This is a genomic window from Avibacterium endocarditidis, assembly GCF_965138825.1.
GTDB lineage: Bacteria > Pseudomonadota > Gammaproteobacteria > Enterobacterales > Pasteurellaceae > Avibacterium > Avibacterium endocarditidis.
This window is the reverse complement of the sequence record NZ_CBCSDH010000023.1, coordinates 12,990-30,518: the sequence shown is the minus strand read 5'-3', so window position 1 is coordinate 30,518 and position 17,529 is coordinate 12,990. Positions and strand designations below refer to the sequence as shown.

Sequence of the window (17,529 nt, the reverse complement as noted above, 5' to 3'; positions counted from 1 at the left end):
TTTAAAAAAACAACNNGGCTATATCCCTCCCCTACCCGAACAACAAAAAATCGGTAATCTGTTTAAACAGCTAGATCATCTTATTACTCTTCATAAGCGTAAGTGGGACGATGTAATCTTGCTAAAAAAAGCACTTTTGCAAAAAATGTTCCCGAAAAATGGAGCAGATTTTCCAGAAATTCGTTTTCCTGAATTTACTGACGCTTGGGAAAAGTGCAAGTTCAAAAATTTCTTTAATAAATCTATTTCTAACAATACGCTATCAAGAAGTGAATTAACTTTGAAAGAGGGAATGATACATAATATTCATTATGGCGATATATTGATTAAATATGGTTCAATAGTTGATTTGAATAATGATAAAGACATAATTCCCTATATTTCTAATGCAAGAGAAGAGGATTATGTAGATAAATTTCTAAGAAATGGTGATATTGTGATTGCTGATACCGCTGAAGATAATAGCGTTGGCAAAGCCATAGAAATCATAAACTTAGACAATAAGCCTATTGTTGCAGGTTTACATACTATGGCATTTAGATCACAAACTCGCATAGCCCCTTATTTTATGGGATATTATTTGAATTCCAATTCTTATCGTTCACAGCTTAGGAAATTATTTCAAGGCATTAAAGTCTTATCTATTAGTAAATCAAATATATCGGAGACTTTCATATCATATCCCCGTAATAAAAGCGAACAACAAAAAATCGGCAATCTATTTAAACAGCTGGATCGNCTTATTACTCTTCATAAGCGACAGCACGAGCATTATCAGCTTTTGAAAAAAGCCTTATTACAGCAAATGTTTGTTTAAGTTTTAAGTTAAAGAATTTATTTTACGGAGTTTTTATGACAACTATCTCAAATATCACCAACCAAATTTGGGCAATGGCAAATGACTTACGCGGCAATATGGACGCCTCAGAATATAAAAATTATATTTTAGGTTTTATTTTTTACCGCTATCTTTCTGAACATCAAGAGGCTTATTTGCTTGACAATGGGATTATTACGCCTAAACCGCACCAAAGTGCCAATGACGCCTATTTCGAAGCCGTACAACAAGATGGCTTAGACGATTATTTAAATGATATTGCCAACACCTTGGGTTATGCCATTGAACCTGCGGATACTTGGGCAACGTTAATCCAAAAAATTGAGCAAAATCAGATTGTTCCAAGTGATTATCAAGCACTTATTGATAATTTCAACCAAAATAGTGAAATTAACCCTGAAGCACAAAAAGATTTCCGTGGCATATTTAGTGATCTTAATTTAAGTGATTCTCGCCTTGGGACTAACACCAATGACCGCACGAAAGCGTTAAATAAAGTAGTGCAGTTGGTTAATGAAGTGCAGTACAAAGACGATAACGGCAGAGATATTTTAGGCGAAATTTATGAAGAACTGATCGGCAAATTCGCTGCAAATGCGGGCAAAAAAGGGGGGGAATTTTACACCCCTCACGCCGTCAGCCAAATTCTCGCTAGAATTGTCACTCAAGATGCCAAAACAGACGATGTGTTCACGGTTTACGACCCAACTTGTGGCTCGGGCTCTTTATTGCTTACTGTAGGAAATGCCTTACCAAATGGCAAAAAAGAGGGCGCAATCAAGTATTACGGACAAGAACTTTCCACCACAACTTACAACTTGGCAAGAATGAACTTAATGATGCACGGCGTCAGCTTTGCCAATATGACATTATCTAACGCCAATACGCTAGAATCCGACTGGCCAGACGGCTTAGATAAAGACGGCATCGACCGCCCACGCAGCTTTGATGCGGTGGTCGCCAACCCTCCTTATTCTGCCAACTGGGATAATGCTGAGCGTAAATTAAAAGATCCCCGTTTTTCCGAATACGGCAAACTTGCACCAAAATCTAAAGCGGATTTTGCCTTTATTTTACACAGTCTGTACCACTTAAAAAACAATGGCACAATGGCAATCGTATTACCGCACGGCGTGTTATTCCGCGGTGCGGCAGAAGGACATATTCGCAAGATATTAATTGAGAAAAATTATATTGATGCAGTCATTGGTTTACCGGCAAATTTATTTTTTGGTACATCTATCCCAACTTGTATTTTAGTGTTCAAAAAAGACCGCACTTCTCGCGATATTTTATTTATTGATGCCAGCCAACACTTTGAGAAAGGCAAAAATCAAAACCATCTCAGCGAACAGCACATTAACGCCATTGTTGAGGCTTATCAAAAACGCGAAAATATTGAGAAATTCGCTCAACTTGCCCCCCTAGAGGAAGTACAAGCTAATGAATACAATCTCAATATTCCTCGCTATGTAGATACCTTCGAAGCAGAAGAAGAAATCGATCTTGATGAAGTGCTTGCCAAAATTGCTGAAGATAAAGCAGAAATTGCTCAACTTGAAGCCGAAATCAACGAACAGTTAAACATTCTTGGGGTTAAATCAATACTTTAATTGATTGATTTATAACTAGGATTTTTGTTTTTATCATTATTTAAAAGCCATTTAGCCAATTATTCTAAATGGCTTTTTTATCATCAAAAATCCTTACGCTTGGGAAAAGTGGGAGTTGAATAAAATAGCTATTAAGGTAACAGAAAAAAATAAAGACGGAATATTTCAAGAAACATTAACTAACTCAGCAGAATTTGGTGTTATCTCTCAACGAGATTTTTTTGATAAAGACATTTCTAACCCTGAGAATCTAAATGGATACTATATTGTTAAACCAAATGATTTTGTGTATAACCCTAGAATTTCCAATCTTGCTCCCGTTGGACCAATAAAGCGTAACCAATTGAATAGAATAGGGGTTATGTCGCCTTTATATTTTATTTTTAGAGTATCTTCAAATATAGATCTTGATTTTCTAGATGCCTTCTTTTCTACGAATTTATGGCACTTATTTATGAAATTAAATGGTGATTCGGGAGCAAGAGCGGACAGAATAGCAATAAAAGATAAAATATTTATGGAAATACCTATTTCTCTCCCCACTCTCCCAGAACAACAAAAAATCGGNAATCTGTTTAAACAGCTAGATCNNCTTATTACTCTTCATAAGCGAGAGTAGATAAAATCACCGCCCTAAAGGGCGGTGAAAGATCCTTTATTTTCTATAAGTTAAGTAATATTTAGATTTGATAACGATCGCATTACAATATCCACATCCTTATTTTCCAATTCGTGAATAATATGCAAATAGGTTTTTTGTGTGGTGGTAATGCTGGCGTGTCCTAAGCGGCGAGCAACGCTAGCAATGGACACCCCTGCAAATAACAGCAGTGAGGCGTGAGTGTGGCGCAGTCCGTGTACCGTAATAATTGGGATTGCCGCCTTTCTACAATAACGTGCAATAAGATCATTAATCGTGGAATTATAAACTTTTTCCTGATTTGGCAGAAAAATAGGAATATTTTCAGGACAATGACGGATTAATTGTGCAAATTGAATAATTGTTTGCCAATCCAACTGAACTTTACGAATGGAAGATCGATTTTTAGTGGGTAAAAATCCGCCGTCATTTTTATAATCCCAAGTTTTATTTATGGTTAATGTTTGTCGTGCAAAATCAAAATCTTTTGGGGTAACCGCAAGGGCTTCTGAAAAACGCAATCCTGTTTTAGCAATCAATAAAATCAGCCAGTCAAAACTTAATTTTTCACTTAAATTAAGCTGATGAATAAGAGTTTGTAATTCATATTGGCTGAGATATTTCGGTTTTTTCTCGCGTGGAATTTTGCCTTTAATAATTGCTTTACGTGTAGGATCACGAATAACTAATCCTTCATCAACCGCATCTAAAATTGCCCCTTTAATTTGATGATGAAAATCCATCACAGTTTGTCGCTCGTGGCTACTTGCATAGTCATTTAATAGCTGTTGATAGCTAATTCGGTTGAGATCACATAGCCTTAATTTAGGTACCAGGCGAATAAGCCAGGTATGCGTCATTTTATATTTAGCCAGCGTAACAGGGCGAATCGCCCCCTCTTTATAAATGCGAATCCAACGTTTGAAATAACGATGAAAAAGCTCTTGATTAGTTAATCGCATAGAGATGTCCTCCATTTTATTGGGTTGAAAATTACACAATACAATGTGAGAACTATTCAGCGATTTTGTCTATTTTGCAAGATTTTCACTTTGTTTTTATTATATTTTTTCTAATGGCTATCACTTATGAAGAGTAATAAGATGATCTAGCTGTTTAAACAGATTACCGATTTTTTGTTGTTCGGGTAGGGGAGGGATATAGCCTTGTTGTTTTTTTAAAATTGAAAAATGCCGCTTATAGCCCTCTGCATTCGGTTTATACCTTTCGAAAAATGATAATATAAAATAGCCTTGTACTCCTTTTATACTTAATATTTTTACTCCATCAGTAGCTAACAGAAAGGGAGTTAATGGTTTATATAATGATGTTGTGTGATCGCCGAAACAGAGAACATTTTCAAAATTTTCAAAAGGCATTTCATTTGAATATCCAACTATCGGAGTATTTCCTTGCTGTATAACTTCAAACTCACCAAACGCCTTAGCTTCTTGAATATAATTTGATGAAGAATGATTTATTATCACTTCCCCCAACTTGCACTTTTCCCAAGCGTAAAAATTATTTTTGGTACAGCTACGCCAAAAATCTCACAAAAAACGACCGCACTTTTGTAAAAACAATCACCGCCTATCACCTCAATTTCTGATATGATAGACAAACCTTAATTAACAGTAAGAAAAAATGCGAGTACCAAGAATTTATCACCCCGTTTCTTTGTTGGGGCAAACTCAGTGTGAATTAACGGAAGAAGCGGCGAATCACGTTGGGCGGGTGTTGCGAATGAAGGTGGGAGAGCACCTTGAATTATTTGATGGTAGCAACCATATTTACCCCTCGGTGATTACGCAAGTGAGCAAAAAAGCGGTGGGTGTGGAGATTTTAGATCGTCAGTTTGATGATCGGGAAAGTCCGCTGCACATTCATCTTGGGCAGGTGATGTCCCGTGGTGAGAAAATGGAATTTACTATTCAAAAATCCGTTGAGCTTGGGGTGAAGGTGATCACGCCGTTGTGGTCGGAACGCTGTGGGGTAAAGCTCGATGCGGAACGTATGGCGAAAAAAATTCAGCAATGGCAGAAAATTGCGATTTCCGCTTGTGAGCAGTGCGGGCGAAATGTGATCCCAGAAATCCGTCCAATGATGAAATTAGAAGAATGGTGTGCGGAGCAAGACGGTATGTTAAAGCTGAATTTGCACCCACGCGCGAAATATTCCATTCGCACCTTGCCCACAATGCCGCCTGAAGGGGTGCGCTTGCTCATTGGTTCAGAAGGAGGCTTGTCGCCGCAAGAAATTGCGCAAACGGAGCAACAAGGCTTCACCGAAGTTTTACTTGGCAAGCGTGTGTTACGCACAGAAACCGCGGCATTAAGCGCAATCACCGCGTTACAGGTTTGTTTTGGGGATTTAGCCTAACCCCTTGAATTTAGGAAAGAAAATATGCAATTACAAAACCATTTTTTAATCGCAATGCCCCATTTGGAAGACGATCATTTTTATCGTTCCGTGGTGTATATTTGCGAGCATAATGAGCAAGGTGCAATGGGATTGGTGCTAACTCAGCCCACCGATCTGAGTATTGCAGAATTATGTATTAAGATGAATTTTATGATGGCCGATGACCGCAAATACCCTGACGATCTCGTCCTTGCAGGTGGGCCAACCAACCTTGAACGAGGCTTTATTTTACACACAGAAACAGCAAAACCCTTTATGAATAGCCATAAAGTTGCCGATAATTTATGGCTCACCACCTCTGCTGATGTGATTGATACGCTTGGTACACCGCAAGCCCCTGAAAAATGTTTAGTGGCATTAGGTTGCGCCAGTTGGTCGCCTGAGCAATTAGAAAGAGAGATTGCGAATAACGATTGGCTTGTTGTGCCAGCCAATGAACATATTTTATTTGATGTGCCTTATTTAGAGCGCTGGTTAGCAGCAAATCAACTATTAGGTATTCAGCAACATAATTTTGCTTATCAAGCGGGGCATTGCTAATGGGGATTACCGCCATAGCTTTCGATTTTGGTACGAAAAGTATCGGCTGCGCTGTGGGGCAAAGTATCACCGGCTCTGCCCAGCCGTTACCTGCGTTTAAAGCACAAGATGGCATTCCCAATTGGGCAGCTATCGAAAAATGTCTAAACGAATGGAAGCCTAACATTGTTGTAGTCGGTTTACCCTTAAATATGGACGGTACAGAACAGCCCCTAACCCAACGTGCCAAAAAATTCGCCAATCGCTTACACGGACGATTTGGCGTAACCGTTACCTTACAAGATGAACGCCTAACCACCACCGAAGCGCGCGCCGAGATTTTCCAACGTGGTGGCTTTAAAGCGCTTGAAAAAGGCAAGGTGGACAGCATTTCTGCCTGCATTATTTTAGAAAGTTGGTTTGAAAGCCGTGAAGAATAATACTTTTGAAAACAATATATTACGCAGAATTTTCAAGAGAATTGTCAATTCTGCGTTTTCTTTTTAATTCTCTTTGCGCTCAATTTTTACTCGCCCAACCCTACTTCTTTTGAATTATCTCTTTATAGGTAGAAAATTCCTTGACTAATTCCCAATTAGGCATAGAATTGCCAACGATTTTATTTATTTAATAAAATTTAATAAATCAACAACCATTATTTTATTTGGAGCATTATATGTCAGGTATTTTCACTCAAACCGATCCTGCACGTCGCCGTTATGGGATTGCAGCTTTTGTCGGTATTATTGCGGGTTTACTTTCTGCTTTCGTAAAATGGGGAGCAGAGCATCCATTCCCACCACGCAGCCCATTTGATTTATTCGTTGCGGCTTGTCAAGATCCATCACAAGCTTTAGAAGTGTGCTCTCGTGCGTTTTTGAACCCACCACACGTTTTCTTGCGTGATTATCTTGGTATTGATCCAACTGAAGCTGTGTTTACTTTCGCTGATCACGGTTTTAACTGGATTGGGGTAACACACATCACCTTCTCAATCGTATTTGCTGTGGGTTACTGTGTGGTTGCAGAGCGTTTCCCTAAAATCAAATTCTGGCAAGGTGTGGGTGCTGGTTTAATTGCTGATGTTTGTGTACACTACATCACATTCCCTGCTTTAGGTTTAACACCACCAGTATTAGACTGGCCATTATACGAACACGTTTCTGAATTAGTGGGCCATGTTTTCTGGTTCTGGACAATTGAGATTGTGCGTCGTGATTTACGTAACCGCATCACGCACCAACCAGACCCTGAAGTTCCATTAGATCAACCTTATCGTTAATCAAGTAAAGCCCGAGCCATTCGGGCTTTATTTTCGCCTAAAACTAAAGTGCGGTGTAAATTTCACCCATTTTTATTCAAACACCTTCAACACATCTAAACTCACCCCTTCACCATTTAAATAATCTTGCAGGGCTTGGCTGACAAGTGGGTTGCGTTCTGCTTGTCCGTCTTGTTGGATATAATGCTGAAATTCTGCGGGAGTGAGCCATAAACCGCCCTCAATATCAAGATCCCTTGGGCGAATGGGCAACTGCTCTGCAAGCTCTACTGCAAACACAAAGCGTAAATAATCTTTTTGGCTACGCGGTGCGTGCCATTGATAGATTTTAATCAGCTTGTTTGGGGTGGCATCAATACCTGTTTCTTCGCGTAATTCGCGTATTGCACCGGCAAGGATCGTTTCGTTTTGCTCTAAATGCCCCGCAGGTTGGTTTAAGGTCATTTTGCCGTATTCAAATTCTTTGACAAATAAAAATTTGCCTTGGCAATGCACTACGCACGCCATTGTTATATAAGGTCTATGCATTGGATTTCCTTAATTTTAACCGTTGATAAAGTGCTTCTAGCTCTTGGGAATTCAATTGATAATACTGCCCTAATGGCAAATTTTCTACATTAAATCCTGCCATTTCGCGGCGAATTAAACGCAAAGTGGGAAATCCGATATGTGCTGTCATTCGGCGCACTTGACGGTTTTTTCCTTCGCAAATTTTAATTTCTAACCAGCTTGTGGGAATGTTTTTTCGCTCACGAATAGGCGGATCCCTTTGCCATAAAAAATTTGGCGCAGAAATCAACCGCACTTTCGCCGGCAAGGTTTTACCATCTTTTAACATTACACCTTGGCGCAGTGGTTCAAGCTCGCTTTCCGTTGGCTCACCTTCCACTTGCACCAGATAAGTTTTCTCTGTTTTATATTTCGGATCAGCTAGTCGATGCTGAATTTCGCCGTTGTTGGTAAGAATTAACAAGCCCTCACTATCGCGATCCAAACGCCCTGCGGGGTAAATCTGCTCAATAGGGATAAAATCTTTCAGCGTTTGCCGCCCATTTTCATCGCTAAATTGGCTTAGCACATCAAAGGGCTTGTTAAACAGCACCACTTTGGTTTGGGCGAAATTCGGTGTGCTTGTTTTTTTACGAGCAAAATGCTGAACCGTTTTTTTGCGTAAATTTTGCCGTTCTTGATGATTACGGCTTGAAAGAAATTTTGCCTTCATATATGTTATGGAAATGTTGATTTGTTACTTAACAAAAGACACATTTTTAACAATCATTAATGCCACTTTTGTTAAACATTCCATTCACTATAACACAACATCAAGCATAAAGGAGAAATCCAATGAGTCAAACCCAATCCGCCGTTGTTATCCCGCAAGGTGAAAAAATTCGTTTAGATGCACAGGGCGCATTAATCGTGCCTGATAATCCAATTATTCCATTTATTGAGGGCGATGGCATTGGCGTCGATGTAACGCCTGCAATGCAACGCGTGATCGATGCCGCCGTGGAACAAGCCTATCAAGGCAAACGCAAAATTTCTTGGTTAGAAATTTATGCTGGCGGTAAAGCCAATGAAGTTTATGGCGAAAACACTTGGCTACCAGCAGAAACCCTTGATTTTATTAAAGAATATCACGTTGCGATCAAAGGCCCGTTGATGACCCCAGTGGGCGGTGGCATTCGCTCGCTCAACGTGGCAATGCGTCAAGGCTTGGATCTTTACAACTGCTTGCGTCCAATTCGCTATTACAGCGGCACGCCAAGCCCAGTGAAGCACCCTGAAAAAGTAAATATGGTGATTTTCCGTGAAAATTCAGAAGACATTTACGCTGGCGTGGAATGGAAAGCAGGCTCACCGGAAGCGGATAGAGTGATCCAATTCTTGCAACAAGAAATGGGTGTGAACAAAATTCGCTTCCCACAAGATTGTGGCATTGGTATCAAACCTGTTTCAAAACAAGGCACACAGCGTTTAGTGCGCGCAGCTTTGCAATATGTGATTGATAATGATAGAAAATCCCTCACCCTTGTACATAAAGGCAACATTATGAAATTCACCGAGGGTGCGTTCAAAGAATGGGGTTATGATGTTGCCAAAGAGTTTGGCGCAACGCTCATTGATGAAGGCCCATGGATGAAACTGACCAATCCAAAAACAGGGCGTGAAATTATCATCAAAGATTCTATTGCCGATGCGTTCTTGCAAGAAGTGTTGCTCCACCCAGCCGATTACGATGTCATCGCCACACTCAACCTAAACGGTGACTACATTTCCGATGCTCTTGCCGCACAAGTGGGCGGAATTGGCATCTCACCAGGGGCAAATATCGGTGCGGAAGCAGCAATTTTTGAAGCCACCCACGGCACAGCACCAAAAATCGCAGGGCAAAACAAAGGCAACCCTGGTTCATTAATCCTAAGCGGTGAAATGATGTTACGCCATTTAGGCTGGACAGAAGCCGCGGATTTAGTGGTAAACGCAGTCGCCAAAGCCATTGAAAACAAAACCGTTACCTTTGATTTTGCTGAAATGTTAGAAGGCGCGAAATTGTGCTCCACTTCGGAATTTGCCGAAGAAATTGTGGCGAATATGTAGCTTTTCTCAGGAGAAAATATGATCAAGGTTCTTGTCTTTTTCTTAGCTTTTTTGACTGGACATCTCCTTTTTGCTGCGCCCGCAGCTTACGATGCTATCGCGAAAATCCGCGGTTGTTCTGCCTCTCTCATTCAATTTTATGGACAAAAAGACAACGACAAAGTATTACTGCTCACTAATGGACATTGTGTCAGTCAACAACTTGCTACAACAGACGCTATCATCAACCGCCCTCATTTTGATATAGCACGCATTTATCGTGGCAATGTGCCTTAATTGTTGTTGGTAGTCTGAACATTGATCATATTGTCTATGCCACGCTAACGGACACAGACGTTGCGATCTTGCGCACTACCTTGACATACGGAGAACTGAAAGAAAAGCTTCGTCTTATGCCACGACGAATTACCAGCACGCTACCTGCAGTAGGCGATCGTGTAACCATAACTAGCGGTAATTTAGAGCAAAGTTACCGCTGCCAAGTTGATGGCACAGTAGAGTTTGTGAAAGAAGACAAATGGCAATGGCATAAGGTTACACGACTTATGCAAACCAATGACTGCGACATTGTCCCCGGTGCAAGCGGTTCACCTGTGCTGAACAGTGCGGGAAATATCGTAGCAATCATTAATACAGGAAATCTAGATGGAAAATCCTGTATTCTAGATAATCCTTGTGAAGTGAATGATAAAGGTCAAAGCACCGTACGAAAAGGCGCAATTTATGCGACTGGAACAGAAATGCTAAACGCTTGCTTTCCAAATGGCGAATTAACATTTACCGATACCTGTGAATTAACAAAACCGCAGATAAAGATCATACACTCCCTGCCACTTGCTCCCAATAATCCGCCACACAAAAAGGAAAATAACACTGACCGACATCCCAAATAAGAGAAAGCTAATCAATGGTGCACATAAGGGTAACAAATATTGAGCCTGAATTTAATTGCTCGCTATGAAAATTTATCAGGTCAGCAAAGTTATGCAAGAAAGGGCATTGTCTGAGTGGAAAAACAATGCTGAAACGAATGCATCAGCTGAAAATTCGTTCCTGTGCAAAAACAAAAAACGCATGAAGATGAAAAGAAATTCATAGCAACCAAGGCTATCTTTTAGGTGTCTAGAATTTGGAGTTCATTTTCAAAACTGGAAACAACGCCCATTTCGTGCCCCCCACCACAGTGCGTCTTTGCCTGCTTTGGTGGGTGGGGGGACGATCCCAAGACCGGGGGAAATTTTCCTTTCGCATAACGGCGTGTTGTTTTTAGATGAGCTACCAGAGTTTGACCGCAAGGTGCTAGATGCTTTGCGTCAGCCGTTAGAAAGTGGTGAAATCATTATTTCACGCGCCAATGCGAAAATCTGTTTTCCAGCGAAATTTCAACTGATTGCAGCAATGAACCCAAGCCCTACTGGGCATTACACTGGCGTGCATAATCGCACTTCACCGCAACAGGTGATGCGCTATTTGAATCGTCTTTCAGGGCCATTTTTAGATCGCTTTGATTTATCCATTGAAGTTCCCCTTTTGCCTAAAGGTACATTGCAACATATTGAAAATAAAGGGGAAACCAGTGAGCGAGTGCGGTCGAAAATTATTAAAGTTCGTGAAATTCAATTTACACGCGCTGGAAAAATCAACGCACATTTAAGTAGTAAAGAAATTGAGCGAGATTGTAAAATTAGCTCGCAAGACGGTATTTTCCTTGAAAATACGCTCACTCAATTAGGGCTTTCTGTGCGTGCTTATCACCGTATTTTAAAAGTGGCTCGCACCATTGCAGATCTAAATAATGAAAAGCAAATCCAACGCCCTCATTTGGCAGAAGCACTTTCCTATCGGGCGATGGATCGGTTGTTGCAGAAACTTTCAAAGAATTTAGGATAGCCTGAAATTTTATAGAATTTCTAACCGCACTTTATATTTGGTCTGAAAAAGAAAACAAGAAAAATTATTTTCTATCATCAATATTTTTTAGTAAATAATTCCCTTGTTCATCGCATAGGCTGCGGAAGCCTACGTTGGTGATTTTGAGTTTGGGATCACGGTTAATCTGGGAATAATCAAAATTTTCGTGGTGGTGGCCGTGGAAAATGTGCGTTGCGCCCATTTTTTTCGCCAGTTTGTTGAACACGGCAAAGCCAAGAGGGTGGGGGCTTGGTGCTTCGTGGGAGATGAGAATATCCGCTTGCAGATTTTCTAGTTGTTCAAAGTCAGAAGGAAAAATCGAGGCTCGGTGGCGCAATGGCAAACCACCGTGCCAAATTTTCTCTTGTGGACAATATTGGCAATAATGAATAGGGTCGAAAAAAACAGGTTTATTGGGCGGCATCCAAATTTGTCCACGGAATACGCCGCCTAATCCGGCAATGCGTTTGCCTTGAATAGTTTGTACGCGTCCGTGTAGGTTTCGGCTTTTCCATTCTGTTCCCCAAATGGCTTCAAAGGCGGCAACGGTTTTGCTGTCGTGGTTGCCGTGAATAAACCAGAGGTCGCAATATTGCGCCAATTTATCCAATTCTTCGGTGGTGGTGAGTTGTAAATCCCCGAGTATGACAAGGGCGATACCCTCTTGCTCTTGCACAAAAGGGTAAAGATGCTCGTATCTTCCGTGTGGGTCGCCTGCAAATAAGATCATAGGGGCTGTTATTCCTCAAAAATGGATTTATCGTTGTTTAGTTCGGGAAGCTCTTCTTCATTGAGAATTTTTTCTACAATGGATTTCACCTTATTATAACGCTCTAAATAGCTTGGTGATTCAATTTCAATATAAGGTACGTTATATTTATCCAATAATTTTTTCAATAATTGTTGGAAGCGTTGGCGCTGTTTGTGACTACCAAGGCTGCGCAAGCCATCATCCACCCATTTAGTGTTGTTGTTCAATAAAATCGTAATATCGAAAGGATATTCTTTGATCATTGAATCCAAAAACGGGTGCGCTTTGCCTTCATATTGAATACAAAATGCTTGCGTGGTGATGAAGTCTGTATCCACAATCGCGACTTTATGGGCGTGGCGCACGGCGTAATCAATATAACGTTGATGACCCAGCGCCATTTGTGGGTAATCAGAATATTGCATCGCTTGCTCATCACCCCCTAATTTTTCAAACACAAACTCACGTCCATATTCCCAGGCTGACGTGGTGTTGAATACGGTGGCAAGTTTATTCACTAACACGGTTTTTCCGCTGCTTTCGCCGCCTAAAATGGCAATAGTTTTGGCGAAAAACGGACGCACTTCTTTCGGGATAAATTTCCAATAATGGAAAGGCGTATTACGAATTTTAGTGGCGGAAACGTTAAAGAATTGACGCTGCGGATCAACCAATTCCACCTGTAAATTCAAATATTTTTCGTAAGGTGCTTTGTCTTGCGGTTCGCTACTAAATACCACGCTAGGATTCACCTGCTTTTCTTCAAAAAGCTGTTTAACCCGTTCTGCCCACGCAGGCCAGCCGTTTGGATAGCTCGGCAAGCCGTCTTCCACTAAATGATGAATGAAAATTTGATTTTTCTGATATTTAAAAATTTGTTGCATCCAACGCAGGCGATCTTGCACTGTTGGCATACGCTTCATTTTGCTATCATAAAATAATTTCAGATCGCGCTCTGTATCGCTACACACCACAACGTGGACTTCATCTACCTTACTGAACGCTTCATAAATCATATTGATATGCCCAGTATGCACAGGGTAAAACTTGCCAAAAATCACCCCCACTTTTTTATCTTGTAGATCAGTGATTTGTAGCACTTTATGTAAAGCAGATAACTTTGTTGCACTTGGATTTTTAATTTTACCACTCACCAGCTGATTAAAATAAGCACGGGTAATATTGGCTTGTTCGCAAACCTCATTCACTTTTAAATTTAACTGCTTACGTTTTTGTTGTAGATAGGCGAAAGCGGACATCTTGAAATTCCTTATATTGCCAAATTTATTCAGAAAAAAGACCGCACTTTTCGTTTAATAAGCAAAGGGCGGTGAGATTTTAGCGCGTTTCTTGCCCTTGATTTTGCGCTTGCAACAGGGCATCGACACGCTTTTCTAACTCGTTCAGTTTCTCACGAGTACGCATTAAAACTTGAGTTTGCACATCAAACTCTTCACGGGTTACAACATCTAATTTGGCCAATTGAGCTTGCAAAACTTGCTTAAATTTTGCTTCAGCATCTTTACCAAGCTCTTTCATTCCTTGCGGTAAAGAATTTTGCACTTGTTGTATAATTTGCTCTATTTTTTGTGGATTTAGCATAAAGACCTCACATTATTGCATCAATGTGGCATATTGTATGCAATATCGGCGCAAAGAAAAACATTTTTTCTCTATTTAGATTGCGTTATACTATGCAAGCATTCTCAGGGCAGGGCGAAATTCCCTACCGGTGGTAAGTGCGCACGCATAAGCCCACGAGCGTTTACTTGCAAAAGTAAAGTCAGCAGATTTGGTGAAAATCCAAAGCCGACAGTTAAAGTCTGGATGAAAGAGAATAAACAGATTTGCCTTAGGTAAAATCTGCCTTTGTTATTGGATTTTCTTATCTAATGAAAAGCCTTTCCTCATCAGCCCTGATTCAAGTATCCATTAATTTTTTAACAGGTTTTTTACTATGAATCAGTCAATTTTATCCGCATTTGGCACGCCACAAGAGCGTGTTGAAAAAGCCATTGAAGCTTTCAAACAAGGTAATGGCGTACTCGTTTTAGACGATGAAGATCGCGAAAATGAAGGGGATTTAATTTTCCCAGCGCAAACCATTGAACCTGCACAAATGGCAAAACTTATTCGTTACGGCAGCGGCATTGTTTGTTTATGTTTAAGCGATGAAATTTGCCAACAGCTTGATTTGCCGCCAATGGTACAAAATAATACGAGCGTCAATAAAACGGCATTTACCGTAACTATTGAAGCCGCAGAAGGCGTATCCACAGGCGTTTCCGCAGCAGATCGTGTAACCACCATTAGAGCAGCCGTCGCAGATAATGCAAAACCGCAAGATTTACACCGCCCAGGGCATATCTTCCCCTTAAGAGCAGCAGAGGGTGGCGTATTAAAACGCCGTGGACACACCGAAGCCTCCGTCGATCTTGCCGTGCTTGCAGGCTACAAACCTGCGGCGGTAATCTGTGAAATCACCAACGATGACGGCACAATGGCACGCACCCCTGAAATCATTAAATTCGCGAAAGAATTTGATTATCCCGTGATGACGATTGAAGATTTAGTGCAGTATCGTTTAAAAGGTGAGTAAAGAAATAGTGAAATAGCAGGATTTTTCCTGCTATTTTTTATCCGTTAACTTTAAACTTGGGGCTGACGTAGATTAGCCCTAAATTTCACACCATTTTCGCAATGTTTTTAGCTGCTCTTTTGGTGTCCCAAAGTTAAATCGAAATTCACATTCTTTCAAAAATAATGGAAAACTTTTTCGGTCAATTCCATTATATTTTCGGAGTATCCTCTTGGCTTGACTCCAAAAATTTTCAATGCCGTTGATGTGATTTTGTTTCACTGCAAACAGCTCCGAATGGTTAATTCGTTCGTGGTGAAATTCGCTTACATCAAGGGCATCATAACTACGATACGTATCTGTATAAACCCAACTATCAGGCTTAATTTTCCTTGTTATAACAGGCAGTAACGTTTTTGATTTGGTATCATCTACGACAATAGTAAACACTTTTCCTTGCCGTTTCAATATCCCAAAAACAGCGACTTTTCCTGCAGCTCCACGACCTCGTTTTCCTTTACGATGTCCACCGAAATAGCTTTCATCCAACTCAATTTGTCCGTCAAATACTTCATCCGCTTCAAGTGCTAAATAATAGCTGATGACCTCACGGATTTTGCGGTGAAACAGGATGGCTGAATTGGGCTGAATACCGAGTAAATCTGCGGCTGATCGAGCTGTTACTTCTAATACAAAAAATTCAAGTAGCTTTTTCTGTATAGACTTCTTTAATTTACAATGAGTTATCTTCATTTTTGTAGGTTAGCATACTAGCTAATCTACGTCAGCCCCTTAAACTTTTACTCGGCAATTAGATCAATATTTTTTGAAATTATATTACACTCAATATAACCAACTTTCTGATTAGAATAAATTTTGATCGAATTATGAAATTGAGATTTTTCAAAATAGATATTGCAGAATGATAACGAATAAATGCATCTAATCCTTTCTCTTGAAAGAGACGCTTGATATTTGAAATAAGCTCTCCATTCTGATAATTAAAGACCTCACATTCTCCATTATGATTTTTATCTATCTGGAAATACTCTCCTTTAAAACTTCTACACCAGCAAAACAATCCTGCGAATTAGAGAAATCGTGCAACTGGCGAATTTGCGAATCTTGCAACATTGTGGAACGGAACTCATCAAGCCCTTTGCCGCCTGCATACCAACGGGCAGGGATAATCATCACCAAATATTCAGGTTGCAATTTTTTCGCTTGTTCCACAAAGTGTTGATAAATCGGGCTAGCACTGGATTGTGCACCACTATCTCTTAATTGATAAGGCGGATTGCCAATAATAACGTCAAATTTCATCTCTTTATATCGTTCAAAAAATGGGCTGTAAGAATGGATAAAATGGTAGGCGTGAGTTTCAAGTTCATCACCACGATCAAATTCTTTTTGCGATGCACCGCATTCCGTACAACGTTCCTTTTCCCATTTGTGGGCTAAAGTGCGGTAAAAAATATGACCATTTTCATCATCAAAGGCGGTGCAGACAGAATATTCGCCATTCGCTTCACGGCTGCAATACAGGCTGCGGCGGCTAAGTTGCGCTGTGAGCGTGGTGATGCCAATGCCGAATAATTGCTTGGTAAAAATATGGTTGAGCCGTTCCTGCAAATCTGGAAAATGGGGTTCTCAGCCTTTGATTAGGCATTTGGCGTGATGGTGTATTCTTCCCCAACCAAGCCTGAGTAGATAAACGGCACGCGCTTGATTTTTCTCTCGTTAATAAAACTCCACTGAGAAAAAATAATCGCTTTTTTCGCCCGCTCTTCTTCCGCACCACTTAAATTCGGAATGAGGGAATGCTCGCGCGGGTATTTCACTTCCATTTTTAACGCATCGCCCAACACAATGTTGAAATGCAACAGGCAATCAATGGCATCAAGACATTCGGTTTTTTGGCTGTGCGGAAACAGCCGCGCGTATTCTTGCGCAGCAAAATCAAACAGCCGTTTGCGGCAGGCTTTTACGTTATCTTCCAACAGCTCAATACCGTAAAGACTGCTTACCGCAAGGATTAAATCTCGCTCATAGGAAAGCTGGCTTGGCGATTTAACGTGTTTTTTTCGCTTACTTTTATCTAGATAATTTTCTGCCGCCACCGCCAACTTTCGGCGCAAAATTTCGATCAAAAAATTGCCCGTTCCGCACGCAGGTTCTAAAAAAGTGGCAGAAAGTGATTGGGTCTGTATCGCGACTAAATCCAACATTGCGTTCACTTCACGCTCTCGGGTATAAACTTCCCCGTGATCCGCCACACGTTTTTTTGAAACTATTTGTTTTTCGTTAGACACTTTAAAATTTGAGATTAGACTTTAAAACTGAAAGTATTATTGATCTTTTTTAAAGTTTTAACA

19 protein-coding genes, 4 pseudogenes and 1 riboswitch are annotated in these 17,529 nt (G+C 40.5%); of the genes and pseudogenes, 13 read left to right on the top strand and 10 right to left on the bottom strand.

Translation table 11 applies throughout. The annotated features are described in order from the left end of the window. Window positions 1-145: 145 nt before the first annotated feature. The 4 genes and pseudogenes from ACNAV8_RS10805 to ACNAV8_RS10795 form a co-directional block, all read left to right on the top strand. Window positions 146-738, top strand: a pseudogene (locus ACNAV8_RS10805) (restriction endonuclease subunit S domain-containing protein); the annotation flags it as partial. Between the two features lies 1 nt (window position 739). Further along, a partial coding sequence (locus tag ACNAV8_RS11650) for a hypothetical protein (RefSeq protein WP_462934463.1) occupies window positions 740-817 on the top strand: 78 nt, incomplete at its 5' end. 35 nt (window positions 818-852) lie between these two features. Beyond that, on the top strand, window positions 853-2,451 hold the full coding sequence (locus ACNAV8_RS10800; RefSeq protein ID WP_415777711.1) for a type I restriction-modification system subunit M: 1,599 nt from the start codon (window positions 853-855) through the stop codon (window positions 2,449-2,451). A gap of 361 nt (window positions 2,452-2,812) precedes the next feature. Further along, window positions 2,813-3,018, top strand: a pseudogene (locus tag ACNAV8_RS10795) (restriction endonuclease subunit S); the annotation flags it as partial. 102 nt (window positions 3,019-3,120) lie between these two features. Here ACNAV8_RS10795 and ACNAV8_RS10790 read toward each other — a convergent pair. Together ACNAV8_RS10790 and ACNAV8_RS10785 are read right to left on the bottom strand one after the other, a co-directional pair. Next, on the bottom strand, window positions 3,121-4,053 hold the full coding sequence (locus ACNAV8_RS10790) for a site-specific integrase (RefSeq protein ID WP_415777710.1): 933 nt from the start codon (window positions 4,051-4,053) through the stop codon (window positions 3,121-3,123). 120 nt (window positions 4,054-4,173) lie between these two features. Beyond that, window positions 4,174-4,590: pseudogene (locus tag ACNAV8_RS10785) on the bottom strand (restriction endonuclease subunit S domain-containing protein); the annotation flags it as partial. A 145-nt stretch (window positions 4,591-4,735) separates the two neighbouring features. Here ACNAV8_RS10785 and rsmE point away from each other — a divergent pair. The 4 genes from rsmE to ACNAV8_RS10765 all read left to right on the top strand — a co-directional run bounded on the left by rsmE (window position 4,736) and on the right by ACNAV8_RS10765 (window position 7,313). Next, window positions 4,736-5,470, top strand: a complete 735-nt coding sequence (gene rsmE, locus ACNAV8_RS10780) for a 16S rRNA (uracil(1498)-N(3))-methyltransferase (RefSeq protein WP_103855129.1) — start codon at window positions 4,736-4,738, stop codon at window positions 5,468-5,470. Window positions 5,471-5,494: 24 nt separating this feature from the next. Next, window positions 5,495-6,052: a YqgE/AlgH family protein gene (locus ACNAV8_RS10775; RefSeq protein WP_103854503.1), complete on the top strand. Its 558-nt coding sequence runs from the start codon at window positions 5,495-5,497 to the stop codon at window positions 6,050-6,052. Beyond that, a complete protein-coding gene (gene ruvX, locus ACNAV8_RS10770) occupies window positions 6,052-6,471 on the top strand; it encodes a Holliday junction resolvase RuvX (RefSeq protein WP_103855128.1) in 420 nt (139 codons plus the stop codon). Before ACNAV8_RS10775 ends, ruvX begins: the two co-directional genes overlap by 1 nt. A gap of 236 nt (window positions 6,472-6,707) precedes the next feature. Further along, window positions 6,708-7,313: a YagU family protein gene (locus tag ACNAV8_RS10765; RefSeq protein ID WP_103855127.1), complete on the top strand. Its 606-nt coding sequence runs from the start codon at window positions 6,708-6,710 to the stop codon at window positions 7,311-7,313. Window positions 7,314-7,385: 72 nt separating this feature from the next. Here the strand turns inward: ACNAV8_RS10765 and ACNAV8_RS10760 are convergent, their stop codons facing one another. Together ACNAV8_RS10760 and ACNAV8_RS10755 are read right to left on the bottom strand one after the other, a co-directional pair. Continuing rightward, window positions 7,386-7,841 (bottom strand): NUDIX domain-containing protein, encoded by a 456-nt coding sequence (locus ACNAV8_RS10760; protein ID WP_103855126.1) that lies wholly within the window; start codon window positions 7,839-7,841, stop codon window positions 7,386-7,388. Then, window positions 7,834-8,535, bottom strand: coding sequence for an rRNA large subunit pseudouridine synthase E (locus ACNAV8_RS10755; RefSeq protein WP_103855125.1), 702 nt, complete (start codon window positions 8,533-8,535; stop codon window positions 7,834-7,836). Before ACNAV8_RS10755 ends, ACNAV8_RS10760 begins: the two co-directional genes overlap by 8 nt. A 122-nt stretch (window positions 8,536-8,657) precedes the next feature. Here ACNAV8_RS10755 and icd point away from each other — a divergent pair, with 122 nt between their 5' ends. From icd to ACNAV8_RS10735, 4 genes and pseudogenes are all read left to right on the top strand, one after another. Continuing rightward, on the top strand, window positions 8,658-9,914 hold the full coding sequence (gene icd, locus ACNAV8_RS10750; RefSeq protein WP_415777709.1) for an NADP-dependent isocitrate dehydrogenase: 1,257 nt from the start codon (window positions 8,658-8,660) through the stop codon (window positions 9,912-9,914). An 18-nt stretch (window positions 9,915-9,932) separates the two neighbouring features. Next, entirely contained in the window at window positions 9,933-10,190 is a 258-nt protein-coding gene (locus ACNAV8_RS10745) for a hypothetical protein (RefSeq protein WP_103855124.1), read from the top strand. Next, a complete protein-coding gene (locus tag ACNAV8_RS10740; RefSeq protein ID WP_415777713.1) occupies window positions 10,190-10,807 on the top strand; it encodes a S1 family peptidase in 618 nt (205 codons plus the stop codon). Before ACNAV8_RS10745 ends, ACNAV8_RS10740 begins: the two co-directional genes overlap by 1 nt. A gap of 241 nt (window positions 10,808-11,048) precedes the next feature. Beyond that, window positions 11,049-11,804, top strand: a pseudogene (locus tag ACNAV8_RS10735) (YifB family Mg chelatase-like AAA ATPase); the annotation flags it as partial. A gap of 64 nt (window positions 11,805-11,868) precedes the next feature. Here the strand turns inward: ACNAV8_RS10735 and ACNAV8_RS10730 are convergent. From ACNAV8_RS10730 to ubiK, 3 genes are all read right to left on the bottom strand, one after another. Then, entirely contained in the window at window positions 11,869-12,555 is a 687-nt protein-coding gene (locus tag ACNAV8_RS10730) for a metallophosphoesterase family protein (protein ID WP_103855383.1), read from the bottom strand. A gap of 8 nt (window positions 12,556-12,563) precedes the next feature. Next, window positions 12,564-13,835 carry a multifunctional transcriptional regulator/nicotinamide-nucleotide adenylyltransferase/ribosylnicotinamide kinase NadR gene (nadR, locus tag ACNAV8_RS10725; protein ID WP_103854511.1) on the bottom strand — a complete coding sequence of 424 codons (1,272 nt, stop codon included), beginning with the start codon at window positions 13,833-13,835 and terminating at the stop codon, window positions 12,564-12,566. Between the two features lie 79 nt (window positions 13,836-13,914). Continuing rightward, window positions 13,915-14,178, bottom strand: a complete 264-nt coding sequence (ubiK, locus tag ACNAV8_RS10720; RefSeq protein ID WP_103855384.1) for a ubiquinone biosynthesis accessory factor UbiK — start codon at window positions 14,176-14,178, stop codon at window positions 13,915-13,917. Between the two features lie 96 nt (window positions 14,179-14,274). Further along, window positions 14,275-14,419: riboswitch (FMN riboswitch) on the top strand. A 114-nt stretch (window positions 14,420-14,533) separates the two neighbouring features. On the opposite strand from ubiK, the gene ribB reads away from it, so the two are divergent. Next, entirely contained in the window at window positions 14,534-15,175 is a 642-nt protein-coding gene (ribB, locus tag ACNAV8_RS10715; RefSeq protein ID WP_103855385.1) for a 3,4-dihydroxy-2-butanone-4-phosphate synthase, read from the top strand. A 78-nt stretch (window positions 15,176-15,253) separates the two neighbouring features. Here the strand turns inward: ribB and ACNAV8_RS10710 are convergent, their stop codons facing one another. From ACNAV8_RS10710 to ACNAV8_RS10700, 3 genes are all read right to left on the bottom strand, one after another. Continuing rightward, entirely contained in the window at window positions 15,254-15,907 is a 654-nt protein-coding gene (locus ACNAV8_RS10710; RefSeq protein ID WP_415777708.1) for an IS1595 family transposase, read from the bottom strand. Window positions 15,908-16,189: 282 nt separating this feature from the next. Continuing rightward, window positions 16,190-16,786, bottom strand: a complete 597-nt coding sequence (locus ACNAV8_RS10705; protein WP_219827894.1) for an Eco57I restriction-modification methylase domain-containing protein — start codon at window positions 16,784-16,786, stop codon at window positions 16,190-16,192. A gap of 29 nt (window positions 16,787-16,815) precedes the next feature. Continuing rightward, on the bottom strand, window positions 16,816-17,466 hold the full coding sequence (locus tag ACNAV8_RS10700) for a DNA methyltransferase family protein (RefSeq protein ID WP_415777707.1): 651 nt from the start codon (window positions 17,464-17,466) through the stop codon (window positions 16,816-16,818). Window positions 17,467-17,529: the final 63 nt, after the last annotated feature.

Bases quoted from the DNA above. Each gene is read 5' to 3' on its own strand.
- ruvX (WP_103855128.1), top strand. From the start codon at position 6,052: ATGGGGATTACCGCCATAGCTTTCGATTTTGGTACGAAAAGTATCGGC.
- ACNAV8_RS10760 (WP_103855126.1), bottom strand. From the start codon at position 7,841: ATGCATAGACCTTATATAACAATGGCGTGCGTAGTGCATTGCCAAGGC.
- ACNAV8_RS10755 (WP_103855125.1), bottom strand. From the start codon at position 8,535: ATGAAGGCAAAATTTCTTTCAAGCCGTAATCATCAAGAACGGCAAAAT.
- ACNAV8_RS10745 (WP_103855124.1), top strand. From the start codon at position 9,933: ATGATCAAGGTTCTTGTCTTTTTCTTAGCTTTTTTGACTGGACATCTC.
- rsmE (WP_103855129.1), top strand. From the start codon at position 4,736: ATGCGAGTACCAAGAATTTATCACCCCGTTTCTTTGTTGGGGCAAACT.
- ubiK (WP_103855384.1), bottom strand. From the start codon at position 14,178: ATGCTAAATCCACAAAAAATAGAGCAAATTATACAACAAGTGCAAAAT.
- icd (WP_415777709.1), top strand. From the start codon at position 8,658: ATGAGTCAAACCCAATCCGCCGTTGTTATCCCGCAAGGTGAAAAAATT.
- ribB (WP_103855385.1), top strand. From the start codon at position 14,534: ATGAATCAGTCAATTTTATCCGCATTTGGCACGCCACAAGAGCGTGTT.
- ACNAV8_RS10710 (WP_415777708.1), bottom strand. From the start codon at position 15,907: ATGAAGATAACTCATTGTAAATTAAAGAAGTCTATACAGAAAAAGCTA.
- ACNAV8_RS10800 (WP_415777711.1), top strand. From the start codon at position 853: ATGACAACTATCTCAAATATCACCAACCAAATTTGGGCAATGGCAAAT.
- ACNAV8_RS10730 (WP_103855383.1), bottom strand. From the start codon at position 12,555: ATGATCTTATTTGCAGGCGACCCACACGGAAGATACGAGCATCTTTAC.
- ACNAV8_RS10775 (WP_103854503.1), top strand. From the start codon at position 5,495: ATGCAATTACAAAACCATTTTTTAATCGCAATGCCCCATTTGGAAGAC.
- ACNAV8_RS10790 (WP_415777710.1), bottom strand. From the start codon at position 4,053: ATGCGATTAACTAATCAAGAGCTTTTTCATCGTTATTTCAAACGTTGG.
- ACNAV8_RS10765 (WP_103855127.1), top strand. From the start codon at position 6,708: ATGTCAGGTATTTTCACTCAAACCGATCCTGCACGTCGCCGTTATGGG.
- nadR (WP_103854511.1), bottom strand. From the start codon at position 13,835: ATGTCCGCTTTCGCCTATCTACAACAAAAACGTAAGCAGTTAAATTTA.